At 32.2% G+C, this 21,695-nt stretch carries 18 protein-coding genes; 4 read left to right on the top strand and 14 right to left on the bottom strand.

All coding sequences use genetic code 11. From position 1 onward, the window contains the following. The first annotated feature begins 119 nt into the window (after window positions 1-119). Both Q4Q34_RS19105 and meaB read left to right on the top strand, forming a co-directional pair. Entirely contained in the window at window positions 120-674 is a 555-nt protein-coding gene (locus Q4Q34_RS19105) for a DUF2911 domain-containing protein (protein ID WP_303318021.1), read from the top strand. 85 nt (window positions 675-759) lie between these two features. Beyond that, the gene (meaB, locus tag Q4Q34_RS19110) at window positions 760-1,833 is read left to right on the top strand and encodes a methylmalonyl Co-A mutase-associated GTPase MeaB (RefSeq protein ID WP_303318022.1); all 1,074 of its coding nucleotides are present in this window, start codon (window positions 760-762) and stop codon (window positions 1,831-1,833) included. Window positions 1,834-1,933: 100 nt separating this feature from the next. On the opposite strand, the gene Q4Q34_RS19115 is transcribed toward meaB, so the two are convergent. The 4 genes from Q4Q34_RS19115 to Q4Q34_RS19130 all read right to left on the bottom strand — a co-directional run bounded on the left by Q4Q34_RS19115 (window position 1,934) and on the right by Q4Q34_RS19130 (window position 5,246). Then, on the bottom strand, window positions 1,934-2,503 hold the full coding sequence (locus Q4Q34_RS19115) for a phosphatase PAP2 family protein (RefSeq protein WP_303318023.1): 570 nt from the start codon (window positions 2,501-2,503) through the stop codon (window positions 1,934-1,936). 9 nt (window positions 2,504-2,512) lie between these two features. Next, window positions 2,513-2,740 (bottom strand): hypothetical protein, encoded by a 228-nt coding sequence (locus Q4Q34_RS19120; protein ID WP_135878601.1) that lies wholly within the window; start codon window positions 2,738-2,740, stop codon window positions 2,513-2,515. 162 nt (window positions 2,741-2,902) lie between these two features. Beyond that, window positions 2,903-4,282 (bottom strand): MATE family efflux transporter, encoded by a 1,380-nt coding sequence (locus Q4Q34_RS19125; protein ID WP_303318024.1) that lies wholly within the window; start codon window positions 4,280-4,282, stop codon window positions 2,903-2,905. A 310-nt stretch (window positions 4,283-4,592) separates the two neighbouring features. Further along, a complete protein-coding gene (locus tag Q4Q34_RS19130) occupies window positions 4,593-5,246 on the bottom strand; it encodes an outer membrane protein (RefSeq protein ID WP_303318025.1) in 654 nt (217 codons plus the stop codon). Between the two features lie 269 nt (window positions 5,247-5,515). On the opposite strand from Q4Q34_RS19130, the gene Q4Q34_RS19135 reads away from it, so the two are divergent. After that, the gene (locus Q4Q34_RS19135) at window positions 5,516-6,451 is read left to right on the top strand and encodes a TolB-like translocation protein (protein ID WP_303318026.1); all 936 of its coding nucleotides are present in this window, start codon (window positions 5,516-5,518) and stop codon (window positions 6,449-6,451) included. Window positions 6,452-6,455: 4 nt separating this feature from the next. On the opposite strand, the gene Q4Q34_RS19140 is transcribed toward Q4Q34_RS19135, so the two are convergent. From Q4Q34_RS19140 to mnmA, 3 genes are read right to left on the bottom strand one after another with little or no spacing between them, the layout of a single operon-like run. Beyond that, window positions 6,456-7,397, bottom strand: a complete 942-nt coding sequence (locus tag Q4Q34_RS19140; protein ID WP_303318027.1) for an NAD(P)H-dependent flavin oxidoreductase — start codon at window positions 7,395-7,397, stop codon at window positions 6,456-6,458. Next, window positions 7,398-9,020, bottom strand: coding sequence for a S8 family serine peptidase (locus tag Q4Q34_RS19145; protein ID WP_303318028.1), 1,623 nt, complete (start codon window positions 9,018-9,020; stop codon window positions 7,398-7,400). It lies immediately after the preceding gene. Window positions 9,021-9,046: 26 nt separating this feature from the next. Then, window positions 9,047-10,234, bottom strand: a complete 1,188-nt coding sequence (gene mnmA / locus Q4Q34_RS19150; RefSeq protein WP_303318029.1) for a tRNA 2-thiouridine(34) synthase MnmA — start codon at window positions 10,232-10,234, stop codon at window positions 9,047-9,049. 180 nt (window positions 10,235-10,414) lie between these two features. Here mnmA and Q4Q34_RS19155 point away from each other — a divergent pair, with 180 nt between their 5' ends. Beyond that, a complete protein-coding gene (locus Q4Q34_RS19155) occupies window positions 10,415-11,830 on the top strand; it encodes a fasciclin domain-containing protein (protein ID WP_303318030.1) in 1,416 nt (471 codons plus the stop codon). Window positions 11,831-11,971: 141 nt separating this feature from the next. On the opposite strand, the gene Q4Q34_RS19160 is transcribed toward Q4Q34_RS19155, so the two are convergent. From Q4Q34_RS19160 to guaA, 7 genes are all read right to left on the bottom strand, one after another. Next, window positions 11,972-12,670, bottom strand: a complete 699-nt coding sequence (locus Q4Q34_RS19160; protein ID WP_303318031.1) for a toxin-antitoxin system YwqK family antitoxin — start codon at window positions 12,668-12,670, stop codon at window positions 11,972-11,974. Window positions 12,671-12,845: 175 nt separating this feature from the next. Beyond that, window positions 12,846-14,747, bottom strand: coding sequence for a membrane protein insertase YidC (yidC, locus tag Q4Q34_RS19165; protein ID WP_303318032.1), 1,902 nt, complete (start codon window positions 14,745-14,747; stop codon window positions 12,846-12,848). Window positions 14,748-14,896: 149 nt separating this feature from the next. Then, window positions 14,897-16,537 (bottom strand): CTP synthase, encoded by a 1,641-nt coding sequence (locus tag Q4Q34_RS19170; protein ID WP_303318033.1) that lies wholly within the window; start codon window positions 16,535-16,537, stop codon window positions 14,897-14,899. 247 nt (window positions 16,538-16,784) lie between these two features. Further along, window positions 16,785-17,012 carry a DUF3820 family protein gene (locus Q4Q34_RS19175; RefSeq protein WP_303318034.1) on the bottom strand — a complete coding sequence of 76 codons (228 nt, stop codon included), beginning with the start codon at window positions 17,010-17,012 and terminating at the stop codon, window positions 16,785-16,787. A 4-nt stretch (window positions 17,013-17,016) separates the two neighbouring features. After that, window positions 17,017-17,556 (bottom strand): DUF922 domain-containing protein, encoded by a 540-nt coding sequence (locus Q4Q34_RS19180; protein WP_303318035.1) that lies wholly within the window; start codon window positions 17,554-17,556, stop codon window positions 17,017-17,019. A 122-nt stretch (window positions 17,557-17,678) separates the two neighbouring features. Next, window positions 17,679-19,667, bottom strand: a complete 1,989-nt coding sequence (locus Q4Q34_RS19185; protein ID WP_303318036.1) for a PBP1 and LysM peptidoglycan-binding domain-containing protein — start codon at window positions 19,665-19,667, stop codon at window positions 17,679-17,681. Between the two features lie 289 nt (window positions 19,668-19,956). Continuing rightward, on the bottom strand, window positions 19,957-21,492 hold the full coding sequence (gene guaA, locus Q4Q34_RS19190) for a glutamine-hydrolyzing GMP synthase (RefSeq protein ID WP_303318037.1): 1,536 nt from the start codon (window positions 21,490-21,492) through the stop codon (window positions 19,957-19,959). Between the last annotated feature and the right edge of the window lie 203 nt (window positions 21,493-21,695).

Genomic DNA, 21,695 nt, shown 5'->3' on the forward strand with positions numbered 1-21,695 from the left:
TTTTGTCTTCAAACAAAAAATTAAACCACTTCATCAATAAAAAAACTCTAAAATCTGTGTTAACATTGTTAAGAATTACTTCTTTTTGAAGTATCTTTATACCCTTTTAAACCCAGCATATGAACACATTCTTAAAGCGTATATTAGTCCTTTTATCCATAATAGCATTAGGACTATTTCTATATTCTTTTTTTGTTGAAAATATTTTTTCACAACGTCTAAGTCCTAAAGATACTGTAGAATTTAAACTTAATGATTTAAAACTTGAAGTGTTTTATAATAGACCTTCAAAAAAGAATAGAGCTATTTTTGGTGCTTTAGTTCCTTTTAATAAAGTTTGGCGTACGGGTGCTAATGAAGCTACCACTTTTAAAACCAACCAAGCCCTTGAGGTACAAGGCAGGCCTTTACCTATGGGTAAATATACGCTTTGGACGGTACCAAAAGATACCGTTTGGACTGTTATATTTAATTCTAAACAATACCCTTGGGGTGTCGATTCTGATATGAGACCTATGCGGGATGCTAACTTTGATGTTTTAAATATTGAAGTTCCTGTACAGAAATTATCGTCTACTGTAGAACAATTTACTATAGCTTTTGATAATTCTACAGATAATTTATTCTTAACTATGGCGTGGGATGACGTAAAAGTTGCTGTACCTCTTAAATAAGTATTTAGTCGTCGGTAGCAGTAATCAGTGGTTCTAATCAATTTTCTCAAATAAAATAGTAAATTAGACAAACATTTGTTTATTCGTGTCAAAAGAAAAAAAATCTGCACTTAGAGAAAAAAAAGGTGTTTCGATTTCTGAAATCACCAATCAATCCAGTATCAAAACTATTAAGGAGAAACGTAGGGCTGAAATTAATACAGATACTCTAGTATCCTCAATTTTAAATAAGGATATTACGGCTTTAAGCAGGGCCATCACTTTGGTAGAAAGCAAAAATCCGACACATTTAAAAAAAGCAAATAAAATAATAAAAGCATGTTTACCACATGCTAATAAATCCATTCGTATAGGCATTACTGGGGTTCCAGGAGTTGGAAAAAGTACTTTTATCGAAGTTCTTGGAAAACATATTACTTCAAAAGGAAAACGTGTTGCTGTACTGGCAATAGATCCCAGTAGTTCGCTAACAAAAGGGAGTATTCTAGGCGATAAGACCAGAATGGAAGATTTAGTGAAAGATACTAATGTTTTTATACGTCCATCGGCTTCTGGGGATTCACTGGGAGGTGTTGCCAGAAAAACCAGAGAGGCCATTATTTTATGTGAAGCTGCTGGATTTGATGTTATTATTATTGAAACCGTTGGTGTTGGTCAAAGTGAGACCACTGTACATAGCATGGTAGATTTCTTTTTATTACTAAAATTAGCCGGTGCTGGTGATGAATTGCAAGGTATAAAACGAGGTATTATAGAAATGGCAGATGTGATTGCTATTAACAAAGCAGATGGAGATAATTTAAAACGCGCCAAGCTTGCTAAAGTAGAATTTAATAGAGCACTTCATCTCTACCCCGAAAAACTTTCTGATTGGCAACCTAAAGTAACTATTTGCAGTGCACTTGAGAATGAAGGCATAGATACTATCTGGGAATTGATTTTAGATTATGTAATCATTACTTCTAAAAACAATTACTTTCAAGAAAAAAGACATGAGCAAAATAAATTTTGGCTGATTCAAACTATTGAAGAGCAATTAAAATCAGTGTTTTTTAATCGTCAAGAAGTTAAGAAAGAATTAGAAAATCAAATGCAGCTTATAGAGGCCAACAAAACAACACCATTTGCTGCGGCTGATTATTTATTAGGGTTAACGTAATTTTGATATATTTCTGATTAATTATTTATTATCAATCCATTTTCGTTTCTACCATACTCTAAGTCATCCTATGTTTGTAAATAGGAAGACATATAAATAACTATGAAGGTACAAATCGTTTTAAAAGATACTTCGCTAATTTATAAAATAGAAATCCTGAAATGGCACCAAATGCTAATCCACATACAATATCTAATGGGTAATGAACACCAACATAAATTCTACTATAAGCCACTATTAAGCTCCAAAACAACAAAATAAAAATAAGGTACTTATAATACTGCTTTAGCATTAAACCTGCAAAAATAGCTGCTGCCATGGAGTTTGATGAATGCCCGGAAAAGAAACCATATTTTCCACATCGTACAGCTATAAAACGCATTTGATCAATTAAATTAGCTTCGCCACAAGGTCTTGGACGTTGAAAACCTCGCTTAAAAACATTAGTAATTTGATCTGTAAAAGTGATCATTAAAGCCACAACCACAACAAAAACAAGTAATGATTTTAATCCATATTTTTTATAAAGTAAAAAGAGCAAGATAGCGTACAGTGGGATAAACGTAAGCTTATTTGTTATTATTAACCATAGGTTATCCCAAGGCTCAGAACCTTGATTGTTTAAGAACAAAAATAATTCAGTATCGTATTCTAAAAGTTTTTCAATCATCGCTATTTACTAATCTTCATATTTTGCTACTTCATTATCGTAAAACGCTGTAGCTAATTTTATGGCGTTTTCGGTTTCGTTTTCAAGCTCTTTTTGATCTTCAACATCAAAGTCTTCAAACCATTCTACTTCATCATCTTCAAGGTTTATGATGAATCTAGGAAATTCTGTATGAATGACAAAAATAGCATTAGGGTATTCTGTATTATCGCCAAGTATAAATTTTGGAAGTGTCATATTAAATTATAAGTTATAAATGCTCAAAGCACACTTAAATTATCTGATGCAAAGTTAAAATTTATTAGATACTGGAGTGAAAATAGCAAAAAAGTCTTTTTATTTTTATAATAAGCTCTTTGTTTGTAAAATAACCCTATAAATTTAAATACTTTAGCTTACTTACATGTTTTCAACTTTAATTAACTTTTTAGTTAAATAATTAAATCGAATATACAATAATATAGCAGCAGTAGATAAACCTGCAAGTAACCCTAACCAAATACCAAAACTGCCATAGGCATCTTCTTTGCCTAAAAACCAACTCACAGGAAATCCAACTAACCAATACGATATAAATGTAATAATAGTTGGTATTTTAACATCTTGCAATCCGCGTAAAGCTCCTAAAACTAAGACTTGTATACTATCACTTATTTGAAATATAGCAGCAGCTATGAGTAATTTAGATGCAATACTTACTACTTCGGTATTATCGATTAAGTTCTTGGCATCATTAAAATCTACATACAACTTTGGCAATTGATTGTGAAATAAAAAGAATATCAACGCAAAACTTACAGCAAACATAGTTCCCATTAAAAATAAAGAAAATGCAATACGTCTTAACTCATAATATCCTTTTAACCCTTTTTGATTGCCAACACGAATCATAGAGGCCACGCTTAATCCCATGGCTATCATAAATGTCATAGATGATAAATTAAGTGCTATTTGGTTTGCAGCTTGAGGGTTCTTTCCTAATAATCCACTTAACCATATAGCTGCTGTAAAAATGGCTACTTCAAAAAACATTTGCATGGCACTTGGCGCACCTAAATTGATAATTTTTTTAAGCATTAACTTGTCTAGAACGAAAAACTTAATATTCGTTACAAAGGCTTTTGATTTCTCTTTTCCCTTTAATAGAAACCATAGGTGCCAAACCATGATTAAACGCGACGCTAAAGTACCATAAGCAGCTCCTACTATACCTAATTCTGGAAATCCAAACTTTCCAAAAATCAACAAGTAATTTAAAATTATATTTATAATATTACCTAATAATGTTGAGTACATCGGATATTTGGTCATAGACATCCCGTCACCAAACTGTTTAAATCCTTGAAAAATAACTAAAGGAATTAAAGAAAAAGCAACTAAATCCAAGTACGGAATGGCCAACTCTACAACCTCTGCTGGTTGTTTCATTAAATGCATAAGTGGTTTTGCGAAAAACACCATTAAGAATAGTAATATTCCTAAAACGGTACATAAAAACAAACCATGTTTAAAAGATGATTTCCCTTTTATAAAATCTTTTGCTGTATCTGCTTCTGCAACTAAAGGAGTTATAGCTGTTGAAAAACCAATTCCTAAAGACATGGCAATAAACATAAAACTATTACCTAAGGACACTGCCGCTAGTTCTGCTGTGCCTAATTGTCCAACCATGATATTATCTACAAAGCTAACTAGCGTATGCCCTAACATACCCAACATAACAGGAAAGGCTAATTTCCAATTGTATTTAAATTCTTTGGTATAGTCTTTTAATTGCATTAGGCAAAAGTAATCTTTAGCCTTATATTTTTATCAATTTTGCAACCTTCTTTTGGTTTTTATTAAAAATTAACAAATGTTGATAACTCTTTACAAATGTTTATAAATTTTCAACTACTAAATGTTAGTAATTTCATACATTCGCATCGCTTTAAAAAAGCAAACTAAATAATAAACAACACTATAAGAAACATTTAGCTTTTTATTTTAAAGGGAGAACGAAGTATAAGCTTATAAGTTTCAGCGTTTATTTTAAGGAGGAATCATATATTCCTCCTTTTTATTTTATTTAATTATTTTTAAAATTTATTTAGAAAAAATAGGAGACACCAAATTGTAAATTTGAAGAATTTAAATTAAAATTAAATGACTCAGATTTATTAGAATTATTACTACCGTAATTGTGTTTCGCTTTATTATACCCTAAAGAACCTAAATTGGCTTCAAGAGCAAGTTTTTTACTAAGAAAATAAGTAATTCCTGGGCGAAAACCTGCAAAAAAAGTGTTTCTAGAGTCATCATTATTATTTAAGAATTCAGAATTGCTTCTTTTAGTTTTGTTTTCTGAATAATTGACTTCACCTTGCAAAAACAATGTTAGTTTATTCCCTAAAGGAAAATATTTTTTAATATAAGGAAATATGCTAAATCTATTGAAAGTAGCATCATATCTATGAACAATTGAATTATTAATTCTATAATTTTCAGATTCACCATAAGAATACCCAACACCTAATCCAATTATTAAATTGTTTTTTAATGCATATCCAAAATTAGGTGTAATTCCAAATTCACTATATTTATCTTTTGGTATGTCATCTTCATTTTCATAATTGCTAAAACTAAAAGAAGCCTTTCCTCCAATATTAAAGGTTCCTTTTTCAATAACAAGCTTTTTACTTGATTCTTGACCAAATGCTGCCCCGTAAATAATAATTGCTGCAATAAAAAATAATTTCTTCATTATAAATATTTTAAAAGTTAAGCTAATTACGTATCAAGCTTTAGACCAAATAGAAGGATTAAACTTTAGCATCTAAAGATTTTTTATTGCATAATATGCTAAGTATTTTCTAATTAATATTTAAACCTCTTATAATGAGAGCATCAGATTATTTACAGCTTTAAATATTTGTTATGATGTCTATAACTATTTAATATAAAGTTAACATTAACATTCCTTTTAGAGTTCCAAATACCCCCTTTTAGTATCTTGTAGCAAATATTGTTCTTATGAGACCTATAATCTTATTAATCTTTATTTTTAATACAATTTCAGGGTTTTCTCAACAATCTGTTAAGCCATTTATACCAGACATTCTAAAACAGTTTCCTAATGTTCGAGATATTGCTATTTCTCCAAACGGAAAAGAAATGATGTTTTCTGCGCAAAGTATTATGGGAAACCTATCTGCGATTATAACAATAAAAAAAGAGGGCAATACATGGACTACACCACAAGTAGCTTCTTTTTCTGGTCAATATTTTGATTTAGAACCATTTTTCTCTAATGATGGTTTAAAAATTTATTTTGTTTCTACAAGACCTTTAAGCAAGTCTTCAAATAAGCCTAAAGATTTTGATATATGGTACTCGGAGCGCACAACACTTAACAGTAATTGGTCACAACCAATAAATATGGGAAGTCCTATTAATACGGAACATGGTGAGTTTTATCCTTCTATAGCTAATAATGGTAATTTTTATTTTACGAGAGATAACCCAAAACTAAAACGCAAAGATGATATATACATGAGCACTTTCTCTAATGGTATATATACGAAACCAAAAATGTTACCAGATACTATAAATACAGTGGGATATGAATACAATGCTTTTATTGCTCCAGACGAATCCTATTTAATTTATGGCTGTTATAATAAGGAAGGTGGCTATGGTAGTGGTGATCTATATATAAGTTATCACAATAATAATGAATGGTCTGAAGCTAAAAATTTAGGAGAAACCATAAATACCAAAAAAATGGATTATTGTCCATTTGTTGATAATAGAACAAATACGCTATACTTTACCAGTAAACAAGATAATACCCAAACAGATTTTGAAAACCCTCTGTCAATTAATACGTTATTAAAAGCGTTTAATAGATATGATAACGGATTAAGTCGATTATATAAAATCCCTATAAGTGAATTACCAAAGAAATGAGGGTTTATAAATCAGATACCATCTTCTTAGCGACTTCAAACTCTTTTAGCATATCTTGTACAATGTTAGATACTGGCTTAATATCATGAATCAAGCCTGCTATTTGTCCAATTTCTAATTCACCTTCCTCTAATTCACCTTCAAACATACCCTTTTTTGCTCTTGCACGACCTAATAATGTTTTCAGCTCTTCAATGGTTGGTCCCTTTTTGTACAGGGTTTGTATGTCGTTATAAAATTTATTTTTAATTAAGCGTACAGGTGCTAATTCCTTTAATGTTAATTGGGTGTCACCTTCTTTAGCATTAACAACTACTTTTTTAAAGGCCTCATGAGCAGAACTCTCTTCGCTTGCTACAAACCGACTGCCCACTTGTACGCCATCCGCCCCTAAAATCATGGTGGCTAACATCGCTTTTCCTGTAGCAATACCTCCAGCTGCAATTATTGGAATATGAATCTGCTCTTTAACCATAGGTATGAGTGTTAGCGTCGTTGTTTCATCTCTACCATTGTGTCCTCCAGCTTCAAAACCTTCAGCAACTACAGCATCAACACCAGCTTCTTGTGCTTTTAATGCGAATTTTACACTACTAACCACATGCACTACGATAATACCACGTTCTTGCAACCAGGATGTCCAAGTTTTGGGATTTCCAGCTGAAGTAAACACTATTTTTACACCTTCTTCAACAATAATGTCCATGATGTCTTCAATGTTAGGATACAACATGGGAACATTAACTCCAAAAGGTTTATCTGTAGATTTTTTACATTTTTGAATATGCTCTCTTAAGACATCTGGATACATAGATCCTGCCCCAATGAGTCCTAAAATACCTGAGTTACTTGCTGCCGAAGCTAATCGCCAACCACTATTCCAAATCATACCCGCTTGAATAATTGGGTATTTAATATTGAATAATTGAGTGATGCTATTGGTCATTTAATATTTTATAAGTTTTATCGTTTTTGATATGTTTTTAGATTGAATTCTAGCTATATGAACTCCATTTGAAAATGAAGATATATCTACCTGATTATTATCTTTGGTAATAATAGTTTCTAGTATTTTTTTTCCTAAAACATTAAAAATAGTAACAGATAATTCACTTTGATCCAAAGGAAAATTAAAACGAATGAGTCCTTTTGTTGGATTAGGAAGTAATTTCAAAATCTGGTTTTCATCATCATGATCATTCGTTGTATTTAAAGCTGAACTAAGAGCTGTTTGTAAATTGGGAATTCCATACCCCAACATAAAATCGGGGGAATGATATTGCGATGCAGATTCTCGAACTAACTGCATAATTTCTATATTGGTTTTATTAGATAGTGCCTGCCACAAACATACAATTCCTCCGGCTATAATGGGTGAACTAAATGACGTTCCATTAGCTGTTGCTATAATATCGTTTTCGGTTATAACATAACTCGCTTGACCTTGAGCTACTACATCTGGCTTTTGGGTAGGTTGTGTGCTGTTTCCTTTTGAACTAAATGAGGCATATGTACCATTAGCTTGTACTGCTCCTATACTAAAAACACCAGCAGCATCAGCAGGAGCTCCTACAATTCCCCAACTACTGTTTCCTGAATTTCCAGCAGAATTGACCAACAACATCCCTTTTTCAAAAGCGATATTAGCACCTTTAGTAATAAAAGCCGTATTACCGTCCATATTAGCTGTTGTATAACTATAGTTCGGATTATCATAAGTAGTATAGCCCAGCGAGGTGTTTATAACATCTACTCCCAAACTATCTGCTCGTTCTACAGCTTCAACCCAATAGCTTTCTTCTACTGGGTTTTCACTTAACGCATCTTCTGTAACAAATAAATAATAAGATGCATCTGGAGCTGTTCCTACATATTCATTTTCAACATATCCAGCCATAGTACTTAATACTAAAGTGCCATGATTGCTAGTCGTATTAGTATAAACATCGGAATCTCTATTAACAAAATCGTAATCGTCTAAAATATTCCCTGCATGTCTTAACCTTTGAAATGATGACATCGTATTTACGTTAGGGAAACCAGCGTCTATAATGGCTACCGTCATTCCAGCACCTGTATATCCTGCTAAATGCAATTCATTTCCATTAAACATTTCTATTTGATTAGCTGCATTACCATATGTAAAGGTTGTAAAAGACTTTTCTAATTTAGATTTGTTTTTTTGCTGGACAGATTTAAGAGTATTTAAACTTTTATTTGCAAAATCTACATAATCAATAAAAGAAAATGTGGTAGATAAATTATCAATATCTGTTTTACTTCCCCTAACATGTACTGCGTTAAACCATTTAGATTTTGCCATAACTGAGATGCCAGTTGCTCCTTTTAGTTGAGTTATATAGTTCTCATTAACAGGAACGTCTTTTGCATCAATTACAACATGATGTGCATTTTTTCTATCAATAGCTTTCTGAGTTAGTATAGAAATAGGGTTAGCAATTGAAGCTGAAATATTTTGTTTATCTTTTAAATACACCCAAGCATCTTCTTGCGCAAACGTATTAAACTGATAACTTAATAGCATCAGAAGTAGTAGGTGTTTTTTCATAGCTAATCATTTTAAGCTATTGCAATTTAAGAAATTACTCCCGAACCTACTAACTCATCTCCTGAATACCACGCTACAAATTGCCCTTCTGTAATTGCAGATTGAAATTCTTCAAATTCAACATATAAACCACTTTCTACTTTATGTAACATGGCTTTTTGTAATGATTGTCTATAACGAATTCTGGCCATAACGTCCATTGTTTCACCTGAATTCAATTCTAAATCCTCCCGAACCCAATGTAATTCTTCATTGGTTACAAATAATGCCTTTTTAAATAATCCGGGGTGCTCTTTTCCTTGACCTGTATAAATAACATTCTCATTAACATCTGTGTCTATTACAAACAAAGGCTCTACAGTCCCTCCTACTGCTAATCCTTTTCGCTGACCTTTAGTAAAATAATGAGCGCCCTGGTGTTTACCTACTATCTTACCATGATCAACTTTATAATCGATCTTGCGAGATAGGTACTTTAATTTCTCCTCTTCCGAATTAAATTCTGGATCAACATGACTAAAAACCTCTTGTTCTTTAGGTATTTCAACTATAACACCTTCTTTTGGCTTTAATTGTTGTTGAAGAAAATCCGGTAATTTTACTTTCCCAATAAAACATAATCCTTGAGAATCTTTCTTTTCGGCTGTTACTAAATCCAGTTTGGTCGCTATCTCACGCACCTCTGGTTTAGTTAATTCTCCTATTGGGAACAAAGATTTTGCTAATTGATCTTGAGATAATTGACATAAAAAATACGATTGATCTTTATTATCATCTATACCAGCAAGTAACTGATAGATTTCCTTGTCTTCTTTTTGAATGGTTCCTTTTCTACAATAATGGCCTGTTGCTACATAATCCGCTCCAAGTTCTAAGGCTATTTTCATAAAAACATCAAACTTAATCTCTCTATTACAAAGCACATCTGGGTTTGGTGTTCTACCATTTTCGTATTCGTTGAACATATAATCTACTATCCGCTCTTTATATTGTTCACTTAAATCGACTGTTTGAAATGGTATTCCTAATTTTTCGGCAACTAGCATAGCATCATTACTATCATCTAACCAAGGGCACTCATTCGATATAGTTACGGAATCATCATGCCAGTTTTTCATAAACAAACCAATGACCTCGTACCCCTGCTCCTTTAATAAATAAGCAGCAACACTAGAATCTACACCTCCTGAAAGTCCAATAATGACTCTTTTCATTTTTCTAAAATTAGGCAGCAAATATACGCATATTTAAAGAAAATGATAGCGAAAATACTAGATCATAAACTGTTACAGAATTTATTTTGTTTACTTTATTTTAAAAAATATTAAACAAAATTTGGTTTTTTGTTTAATTATTTTATATTTTTGTTAAACAAAATAAAACTATAAGAAATTATGAAACGATTAAATGCTTTAAAAAAGTTATCATTTTTATTCATTGTTTTGATGCTAATAGGATCATGTAGTAATGATGATGATAATAATGTTCCTGAATTTATTCCAGAAACTATTGTAGAATTAGCTCAAGCAACACCAAGCCTAAATAGTCTAGTTGCTGCTTTACAACGTGCCAATTTAGTTAACACACTAAATGGAACGCAAGAATATACTGTGTTTGCTCCAACAAATAATGCTTTTACAGCATTTTTGGCTGCAAATAATTTTGCATCCTTAGAAGATGTTCCTGTTGATGTATTAACTCAGGTACTCCTAAATCATGTTATAGCTGGCGAATTTGCTTCTACAGATTTATCTACAGGTTATATAAGTACATCTGCTACTCAAGCCGATACCAATTTAAACTTAAGTATGTTTGTTGATACCTCCTCTGGTGTAATATTAAATGGCGTATCAAGTGTAGACACACCAAATATTGATGCTACAAATGGTATTATACATATTGTGGATGCTGTTATTGGATTGCCTACTGTTGTAACTCATGCTTCTGCAAATTCAAGTTTCACAAGTCTGGTAGCTGCTTTAGGTGCTGCTGATGGTGGATTAGTAGATGTGTTAAATGGCACTGGACCTTTTACAGTATTGGCTCCGGATAATAATGCTTTTACTGATTTCTTAGATGGTACAGCACTTGCAGATGTACCTACAGACACTTTAGCTAATATTTTATTAAATCATGTTGTTAGCGGCGTGGTAACTTCTACTAATTTAGTTGATAGTGGTTCAGGCTATACAAATACACTCGCTACGGGTCCTGGAATGAATAATTTAAGTCTATACTTTGATGCTTCTGATGGTGTTAAGTTTAATGGTATATCTAGTGTTACAACTGCTGATGTTGTATGTTCAAATGGTATTATTCATGCTATTAATGAAGTAATAGGCATACCTACAGTGGTAACATTTGCAACTGCAGACCCTCTTTTTTCAACTCTAGTAGATGCTTTGACTACATTAACCCCTGCAACAGATTTCGCTGGGATATTAAGCAGAACGGCTGATGGAAATGGTGATAGCATAGACCCTCCTTTTACTGTATTTGCTCCAACAAACGATGCTTTTGCCGCCATTACTGTTCCTGAAGAATCTGTATTAACACAGGTATTACTACATCACGTTATAGGGGGGACGAATGTAACTTCTGGAGATTTGAATAATCCTGGAAATACTTCAGCACCAAGCTTAGAAGGTGATAACCTTACAATTACATTACCAGGCACTGGTAGTAATATAGCAGATTTAACTGATGGCTCTGGAGCTTCTGACATAGGCATAATAGCTGTTGATGTACAAGCTGGAAATGGCGTTATACATGTTATTAATAAAGTGGCTATTCCTGATTTAACAAATTAGTTTGGTTTGTGATTGTAGACAAGTTAATCCTGGATTAAAATTGTCTATGAAAAAGAGAGGCTCCTAATAAACCAGGAGCCTTTTTTATATGAACGGGTTTTGTACTTTATGATTAATTACGGACAATCCGTTTTATACGCATCATTTTTTCTTGTACTTCCCTTCTGGTGAAAAGTTTTTTTGATTTTTTAACTTACCATTTTCATAGTATTTCCAAACCCCATGTTTTTTTCCTAGTTTGTACCGCCCTTCAGTTATTAACTCACCTTTTGAATTATAAAATTTCGATTCACCATGTAATTCACCATTTACATAAATGTAAGTCTTTAAAACCACATTATTAGAAGCATACCATGTTGAAACACCATGTAAATTTCCGTCAACATAACTTTGCTTTTCAGCTATTTGCCCATTGGGATAATACACAAAACGCTCACCATCTAAATTTCCTTTATCGTTATAATGTTCTAAAGTAAGTAGCTTATCAGAGTTCTTTTGATAATACTTCCATTCGCCTATGTATAGCTTACCATCCATTGTACCTTCGCTAATGACTTTTCCCCGCGTTGCAAAAAACTTAACATAGGTTTTATTATCATTTTCATTGAAAGTTCTGGTAGCTGTTAAAACTGGTTTTTTTCTAATGTTCTTATAAAACTTAAAAACACCTATTTCTTTGCCATGTAAAAACTCGCCTTCGTACCTAAGAACATTTGTATTTTTAAATGTCTTTTTCCAAATGCCATGACGTTTACCATTTTCATCAAATTGATTAATATTTTGAGAGAAACCAAAATTAAAAACAAATAAAATAATTAGAGATGCTATTACTTTTTTCATTTTAAAAGTTATCATTTTTTTTAATTTTTATTTTGCTAAACAACACTATTGTAAACGAAAATATTATTTTCAAATTGTATAACAAAAAAGCTGCCAAAAAATTGACAGCTCATTTTAATATTAAGACTTTTAATAAAAATTCAAAGATACCTTTCTTTTATTCAAGAGAAGGTATTTATCTTTTACCTTTTTTTTGTGCTTGTTTCTGTTTTTCAGCCTGCTCCATCATATCCTGCATACGTGCCTGGAATTTACTTTGCTTTTTAGGCTTCTTTTTATTCTCTTGAATCTGAGCATGAATTTTATCCTCATCAAGAATGTAATTTTTAATCACTAAAATAATTCCGATACTAATTAGGTTAGAAATAAAGTAATACAAACTTAACCCAGACGCATAGTTATTAAAGAAAAACAACATCATTATTGGAGAGAAGTACATCATATACTTCATCATTTTGCCCATATCTGGCATGCCTTCCTGTTGTGGTTGCGTATTTACTTGTTGTCCCGTTGTTAAACGCATATAAAAGAAAATAGCAATAGATGCCAACAAAGGAAATAAGCTTACGTGATCTCCATAAAATGGAATATTAAATGGAAGGTTTGCTACGGTGTCATACGATGATAAATCCTCTACCCATAAAAAGCTTTTTTGTCTTAAATCGAATGCAGACGGGAAAAATTGAAACAGTGCATAAAACACAGGCAACTGTACTAAGGCTGGCAAACATCCACTTAATGGACTTGCTCCTGCTTTATTTTGCAACGCCATAGTTTCTTGTTGCGCTTTCATTTTATTGTCTTTATACTTCTCGCGAATTGCATCCAATTCCGGTTTTAGAATCTTCATTTTTGCTTGCGATAAAAACTGCTTGTATTGCACAAAGGACATTAATAACTTGATTAATATCGTCATGACAATAATGGCAATTCCATAAGGTAAAAACCCTCCTAAGAAAGCAAACAAAGGAATGAAAACATATTTATTTATCCATCCGAAAATACCCCAACCAAGAGGCACAACTTCATCTAAATTTCTATCGTATGCATTTAATATTTTAAAATCACTTGGTCCATAATACCAATCCATTGTTTTATTAATCTCGCCACCTGATAATTCTAAAGGTAGTTTAGCGACAAATGCTTTGGTATAAACGGTATCTATTTCTTCATCCTGAACTAGATTTCTAGATTCAAAAGTTCCCGTTTTAAAAGGGGCATCTGCTAATAAAATAGATGTGAAGAAGTGCTGCTTAAATGCTACATAACTAACATCTTCCGCTGTATCATCTGTTTGTTCTTGTTGTCCTAAATAGTCATCTTTTCCATCTTCATATTCAAAAACAACCTCAGTATATCTATTTTCATAAGAAATACTTTTTGCATGACGATAGGTTTTAAGATTCCAATCTAAACTAACAGCTTGTGAGCTATTAATAATATCACTTAATCCTTGAGAACGAATAGTAAAGTCGATCATGTAATCGTCTTTTTTCAACTCGTAGCGATATTCTAAAAACTTAGTTTCTGAGACCTTAAGCTTCATTGAAACTATAGTATTGTCTCCATTTTTAGTGACAGTAGGCGTAAAATATCTATCCTTTGTGTTTACAATTCTACTTTCTATAGTTCCAAAATTAATGTTGAAAGAAGCATTATTATCTTTTACAATATAAATAGGTTCTTTATTGAAATCGACAAACTCTTTTAATTTAACCTCAGATAAATAGCCTCCTCTATTATTAAACTTTAATTCAAATAAATCAGTTTCAACATATGTTTCTTTTTTATCCGAAACCAAAGTTTCTGAATATGCTAAAGCTCCAAGTTTATTTTTTAGATTGATTAATTGAAGTGAATCTGAAACTGCACCAGAGGTATAATCTTCTGCAGTAGTTACTTTCGTCTGATTTTGTTCTGAAGCTTTTTTCTCAGTTTCAATTTGTTCTTGTTTTGCTTTTTCTTGAGCTTCTAGCTCTTCTGGTGTTGGCTGGTTTTGCCAAAGCATATACATTAATATTCCGAAAATAAGTAGGAACCCTATAATCGAATTAATATCTAATTTCTTTTCTTCCATATTTTAATTTGTGTCATTCTAAATGCAATATAAAAATCTCTTAGTTAGATATTTCGCTTTATTTAATATGACAATTATACGCGTTTAAATTTAATGAGATTTCCATTTTCATGGGAATGATAAATAGATTATCAAATAGCTATCCAATTTTAATTTTGTGCCATACTGACACCTTTTTGATCTTTTTTATGATTTAAAGCTGCTTTTACAAAAGCCACAAATAGTGGATGTGGATTAGCAACTGTACTTTTGTATTCTGGGTGATATTGCACACCTACAAACCAAGGATGTTCAGTTATTTCTATAATCTCAACTAAATCTGTATCTGGATTTAAACCTGTTGCACACATTCCAGCAGCCTCTAGCTCCTCTCTATAAGTACTATTAAACTCATAGCGATGTCTATGTCGTTCTTTTATAATATCACTTTTATAGATATCATGAACTATACTCCCCTTTTTCAACTCACAAGACCAAGCTCCTAAACGCATAGTGCCTCCTTTATCAATGACCGTTTTTTGCTCTTCCATCAAATCAATTACTGGATTCGCTGTCGTAGCTTCCATTTCTGTTGAATTGGCATCAGCAAGGCCTAAGACATGTCGCGCAAATTCAATAACAGCCATTTGCATACCTAAACAAATTCCTAAAAATGGAATGTTATTTTCTCTAACAAACTTTACTGCTGTAATTTTTCCTTCTATACCGCGTTCACCAAAACCAGGAGCAACTAATACCCCATCTAAATGACCAAGTTTTAGCTTTATATTATCGTCATTCAAATATTCTGAATGAATTGATTCTATGTTCACTTTAACTTCATTTTCCGCTCCTGCATGAATAAAAGCTTCTAAAATAGATTTATAAGAATCTTGTAATTCTACATATTTTCCAATTAACCCGATAGTAACATCGGTTTTTGGATTTTTATGTCGGTGTACAAAATTATTCCATTTGGTAATATCTGGCGTAGAACTTTCTAAGTTTAATTGCTTTAAAACAACCTTATCTAAACCTTCTTCTAGCATTAAATTAGGTACATCGTATATAGTTGATGCATCTATAGATTGTATGACAGCTTCTTCTCTAACATTACAGAATAAAGCGAGTTTACGACGTAAATCTTTTGGTAAATTATGTTCTGTTCTACAAACCAATATGTCTGCTTGTACACCACTTTCCATAAGTGTTTTAACACTATGCTGCGTTGGTTTTGTTTTTAATTCTCCTGCAGCCGATAAAAATGGGACTAATGTTAAATGAATAACTGTTGCGTTATTTTCTCCTAAATCCCAACGAAGTTGACGAACGGCTTCTATATAGGGTAACGATTCAATATCACCAACCGTGCCTCCAATTTCTGTAATAACGATATCATAATCGCCAGACTTCCCTAAAATTTGTACACGGCGTTTTATTTCATTTGTAATATGAGGAACAACCTGTACTGTCTTTCCCAAAAACTCGCCTCGGCGTTCTTTTTGAATCACACTTTGATAAATTTTACCTGTTGTAACATTATTGGCCTGACTAGTAGGTACATTTAAAAAACGCTCATAATGCCCTAAATCCAAATCGGTTTCTGCTCCATCTTCAGTCACATAACATTCACCATGTTCATATGGGTTTAATGTTCCTGGGTCTACATTTATATAGGGATCTAATTTTTGAATCGTAACACGATATCCTTGAGCTTGTAATAATTTAGCAAGAGATGCTGCTATGATGCCTTTTCCTAAAGACGATGTAACCCCTCCGGTTACAAATATGTATTTTGTGGTTTGTGTCATGTTGCGCTTATAAACGCAGGCAAATTTACAAAATTAAAATAGTTATTTCAGAATTAGTTTTGGGTTATTTAATGGGAGTTTTTAACAATGATTTGGAGAAGAAAAGGCATGTTTCTTTATAACACCCTTGAATTTGTAAGAAAAAATCTATTTTATTTTATCCGAATATAAAATACTAGTAAAAAGACAAACTGGACTAATAACCATTACTATAATGATAAAAACGATTCTTAACAAAAATTAAAATTCACTTAGGAAACTGCCTCTTAATATTTCGAATTAAATCTTCTAAGCCATTCATTTTTAGATCATAAACTTGGGTAAGCATATCCCCCAGTTTTCCTTTTGGAAAGCCTTTATTATGATACCATACCAAATAGTATTCTGGCAAATCGATTAAATAACGATCTTTATATTTACCAAAAGGCATTTTGGTGTGTGCTAAATCTATAAGGAACTGTTTATCTGGGAGCATATATTTAATCTACCGATTTATATTTAGATAACTTTTTTAATTCGTCAGCAATATATAATTTCCATTGGGTTTGAACTTCGATATTTCTGGAATAATTGGTTTCAGAATCATATCTATTTTGCATCTGTGAAAGTTCTTTATTAATAGTATTATGAAGTGTTTTCAATTGATTTCTAACACTATTCGATATTTTAATCTGATCTATTCGGTATCTAAATTTACGTGCGTATAATTCGGTAATATCAAAATGCAGTTGTTCATGATCTAAAACATGGCTATCTGCTATTTCTTTTTTATACCATGATTTTTCTGGGTAAAAATGAGTGTGTACTTCTGAAGTAAAGCCTACAACTTGATCATCTGTTGTGCTAACCGAAAAACCAAAGGTTATGCCCGATGCTGTTATAGCCACTGCACTGGTACTTTTATCTGGCTTGTCTTTAAAATCGGACCAAGATAATTTATACGATTCGTTCCAAGATATAACTGGCTCGTCCTGTTGTACGCAAAGTAAACAACATAAAATAAAGAAAACTTTAGTCACAAGATTTAGTAAAATTTAATTTTTTATTGCAAGTTTATTTACATCAATCATTTAGTAGGTTGCCACAGTCGTTCCTTCTTCGCTATAACATATACAAAACGTCTTGCATATTGGCTTATTGTTTACTTCTTACTCTCCTCTAGTTCTTGCTCTTTTTTTAACTGTTCTTGACTTATTACTTGCTTTACTTCCACAATTGCTAAATCATCATATTTAACTAAATACACGGTATTGTTAAAATACCCTCCAAAAAGCTTCTTCTTATAAGCGAATTTATTTTCAACATATTCGGTAAGAGGCGCCTCATTAACAGACATATACATATCTTCTGAAGACACTAAACGCAAGACAACATCCATGGTTAAATCGAAACCTTTTACAGCTCTATTATTTGGCGTGATATTATAAATTTGATTATATCTTTTCACAAAGGCATTATTACTATTTTCATTATACGCTCTAGACATAGTAGCAAAATGAAATTGTAACTCAGACAAATGTGTATTATCCACTTCATCATCTTTAAAAGCAGAATTAATATTAGTCGTAACTAGCACAATTTCTATAGCCTCTTGCTGTTCTTGAATATTCTCTTCTTGAATTAAAGCCGCCAAAATACTCGTTACATTCGAAACGAATCCAGCATCTTGAGTTTCTAAAAACACGATATTTTTTCCTGGTTTTAATTCATCTTGAATATCCCCTTTATTCACATAGTACTTATCGACTCCCTCTTTATCTTTTCTAGAAAGTATTTGCTTTGCAAAATTAAACTCGCGTTTAATATCATCTGAAACAGATTTATTTTTAGTATCTGAGATCACAATAATATTACTGGCTAAAGTATCTGCTTTTACAAAATTTATGACCCGCTTTTTTAACAGATCATTAGATGGCCTTGATTGAAATACGTTATTGTATAATTTTAAGTTTGTTCCTATTGGAGAAATAACAGGTGTATTATATTTTTTCAACCCTGAGGCTACCTCTTCAAAATTATTAGGAGTTAGCGGACCAATAACTGCATCAACATTTTCAAAGTTATTGCGATCCATGATATGCTTTACTTCACCTAGTTCATATTTAGTATCGTATACATCTACTTTAAGAGAAACTCCTAATTTTTTTAAAGAATCTATAGCCATTAAAACCCCTGAGTGAAAATCTAGCGAAGCGTCTAAATAAGGATCTTTTTCAATACTTTTTTTAATGTCTGATGCAGAATCAAAATCTACGTGGTTCAACCTAAAAGGCAGCATAACAGCTATGTGCTTTGCATTAAAATCGGTTATACTATCTACTAAATTAACCTTAATGGTATTTTCCCCTGTAACACTTTCTGGCAAGCTAGAATATGGTATTTTTAACACCATGCCTGCCTTTAATCCGCCATCTTTTAAAATAGGGTTCAAAGTTTCTAATGCTTCTTGCTCTAAACCTAATTTAAGTTTTAGTCTATAAAACCCCTCTTTAGGTAAAACTTTATAATAACTATATTTTTCATCTACTTCGTTCTCTTCTCCATCTCCTATATTTGGTACATTTAATACCTGACCTTCTTGTAAAACGTCGCCCATTTCGGGATTAAGTTCTTCAAGTTCCTTAACTGTTATTCCAAATTTATAAGCAATACGCCATTTTCCTTCTTTGGGAAGTACGGTATATGTTTTGGTAAGTTTATTTTCTTCTTCAACTTCTGTTACTTTAAATATTGGAATTTGAAGTTTATCTCCTTTTCTTAAAGGTTCTGCGTATAAAAATTTATTGTGTTTTTTAATCTCCTCTACAGTTACATTATACTTTTGTGATAAACTATAAAGCGTTTGTCTTTTTTTGGTTCTATGCTTTTTATAGCCTTCTAATTCTTTAACTACAGTTACTTTAGGCGGGAGAACTTTAGATTTTGGAATAATTAAAACCGAATTAACTCTTAACTCTTTTTGAGCATCAGGATTTAAACCATAAATATCTGATGGTGTTACCAAGTATTTCTTTGCAATACTCTCGACTGTTTCTCCTTGTTTAACCTTATGAGTACTATAATTTTGAGCTTGAACCGTACCAAAACTAAATAATAGCAATAGGCATAAAACGAAAAGGGATTTATTCATGTAATCTATTTTTAAATTGCGTTAAAGGGGTCAGTCCCGCGATTTTAATCAGAGTAAAACCATCCTTTCGTTTTTAGAATACACATAGTATGCCAAAAAAGGAAAGGGCATATAATTTCAACCTGACAATACTTTTTTTGAACTCACCTAGATTTATATACGATTAGTTATAATAACCAAGATGATTTCAAAAACTAAATATAGTCTATAAATAATATAACATCCAACTTAATGATACTATTTCGAATTATTCAGACTATCCAAAATATAAAAATAACTTCATGGGATTTTATTCCCACTCTATGGTAGCTGGTGGCTTAGAACTAATATCATAAACTACTCTATTAACGCCTTTTACCTTATTTATTATATCATTTGATGTTTTTTGTAAAAACTCGTAAGGTAAATTCACCCAATCGGCAGTCATCCCATCTGTACTTTCTACAGCTCTGAGTGCTACACATTTTTCATATGTACGCTCATCTCCCATAACACCTACGCTATTAACCGGAAGCAACATCGCACCTGCTTGCCAAACGTTATCATATAAGTTCCATTCTTTTAAACCATTTATAAAAATAGCATCCACTTCTTGTAAAATACGCACTTTTTCTGCGGTTATGTCTCCTAGAATACGAATCCCTAATCCCGGCCCAGGAAATGGATGACGACCTAAAAGCTCTGGATCAATCCCTAGAGTAGCTCCTACCCGTCTTACTTCATCTTTAAAAATAGCCCTTAGTGGTTCTACGATTTTAAGTTTCATAAAATCTGGTAAACCGCCTACATTATGATGACTCTTTATAGTCGCCGAAGGCCCTCCTGTTGCAGACACACTTTCAATAACATCTGGGTAAATAGTACCTTGCGCTAGCCATTTTACATCCTCCAGTTTATGAGCTTCATCATCAAAGACTTCTATAAATGCATTCCCTATGGCTTTACGTTTTTTCTCAGGGTCTTCAATTCCTGCTAAAGCATCCAGAAAACGTTGTGAGGCATCAACACCTTTTACGTTAAGCCCCATCCCTTCATATTGTTTTAAAACATTTTGGAATTCGTTTTTACGAAGCAACCCGTTGTTTACAAAAATACAATACAGGTTTTTACCTATGGCTTTGTTAAGTAAAACGGCCGCTACTGTAGAATCTACACCTCCAGAAAGTCCAAGTACAACTTTACCATCTCCAACCTTCTCTTGAATGGCTTCAACAGTTTCTTCAACAAAAGAATCTGGTGTCCAATCCTGATTAAGACCAGCTATTTCTACTAAAAAGTTTTCTAATATTTGTTTTCCGTCTGTTGAGTGATATACTTCTGGGTGAAATTGAATCGCATACGTTTGCTCGCCTTCAATTCTATAGGCTGCATTTTCAACATCATGTGTACTTGCTATTAAAACACTACCTGTTGGTAACTCTTTAATCGTGTCACTATGACTCATCCAAACCTGACTCCCTGAACTAACATTTTCGAAAAAATTTTCTTCAGGTTTTATGAATGATAAATTAGCTCTACCGTATTCTCTCGTACTTGAAGGGGCTACTTTACCACCTGAAAAGTGTGCTAAGTATTGTGCACCATAGCATACTCCTAAAAGTGGTTTCTTGCCACGTATTTGAGATAAATCTGGATGTAATGCTTCTTCTCCTCTTACTGAGTAGGGGCTACCAGAAAGTATAATAGCTTTATAGCTTTCTAAATTTGTTGGAATTTTATTGAATGGGTGTATTTCGGAGTAAATGTTGAGTTCCCTAACTCGACGGGCAATAAGCTGTGTGTATTGCGATCCGAAGTCTAAAATTAGTACCTTGTCATGTTGCATGCGCAAAAGTAATAATTGATTTTAGAATGACGAATTAGGAATGATAGTTTTTTAAATTAAATTTTAAACAAATTATTGTGAATAACTGTATAAAGATTCTACACATTTCCCTCCGGCTTTGTAATAAAAAACACTTCTTTCAATACCAAAAAAGCATCATCGTAACTATTTATTTGATTTTCAATTATTTAATATATATTTTT

This window comes from Flavivirga abyssicola, from assembly GCF_030540775.2.
GTDB classification, from domain to species: Bacteria; Bacteroidota; Bacteroidia; order Flavobacteriales; family Flavobacteriaceae; genus Flavivirga; species Flavivirga abyssicola.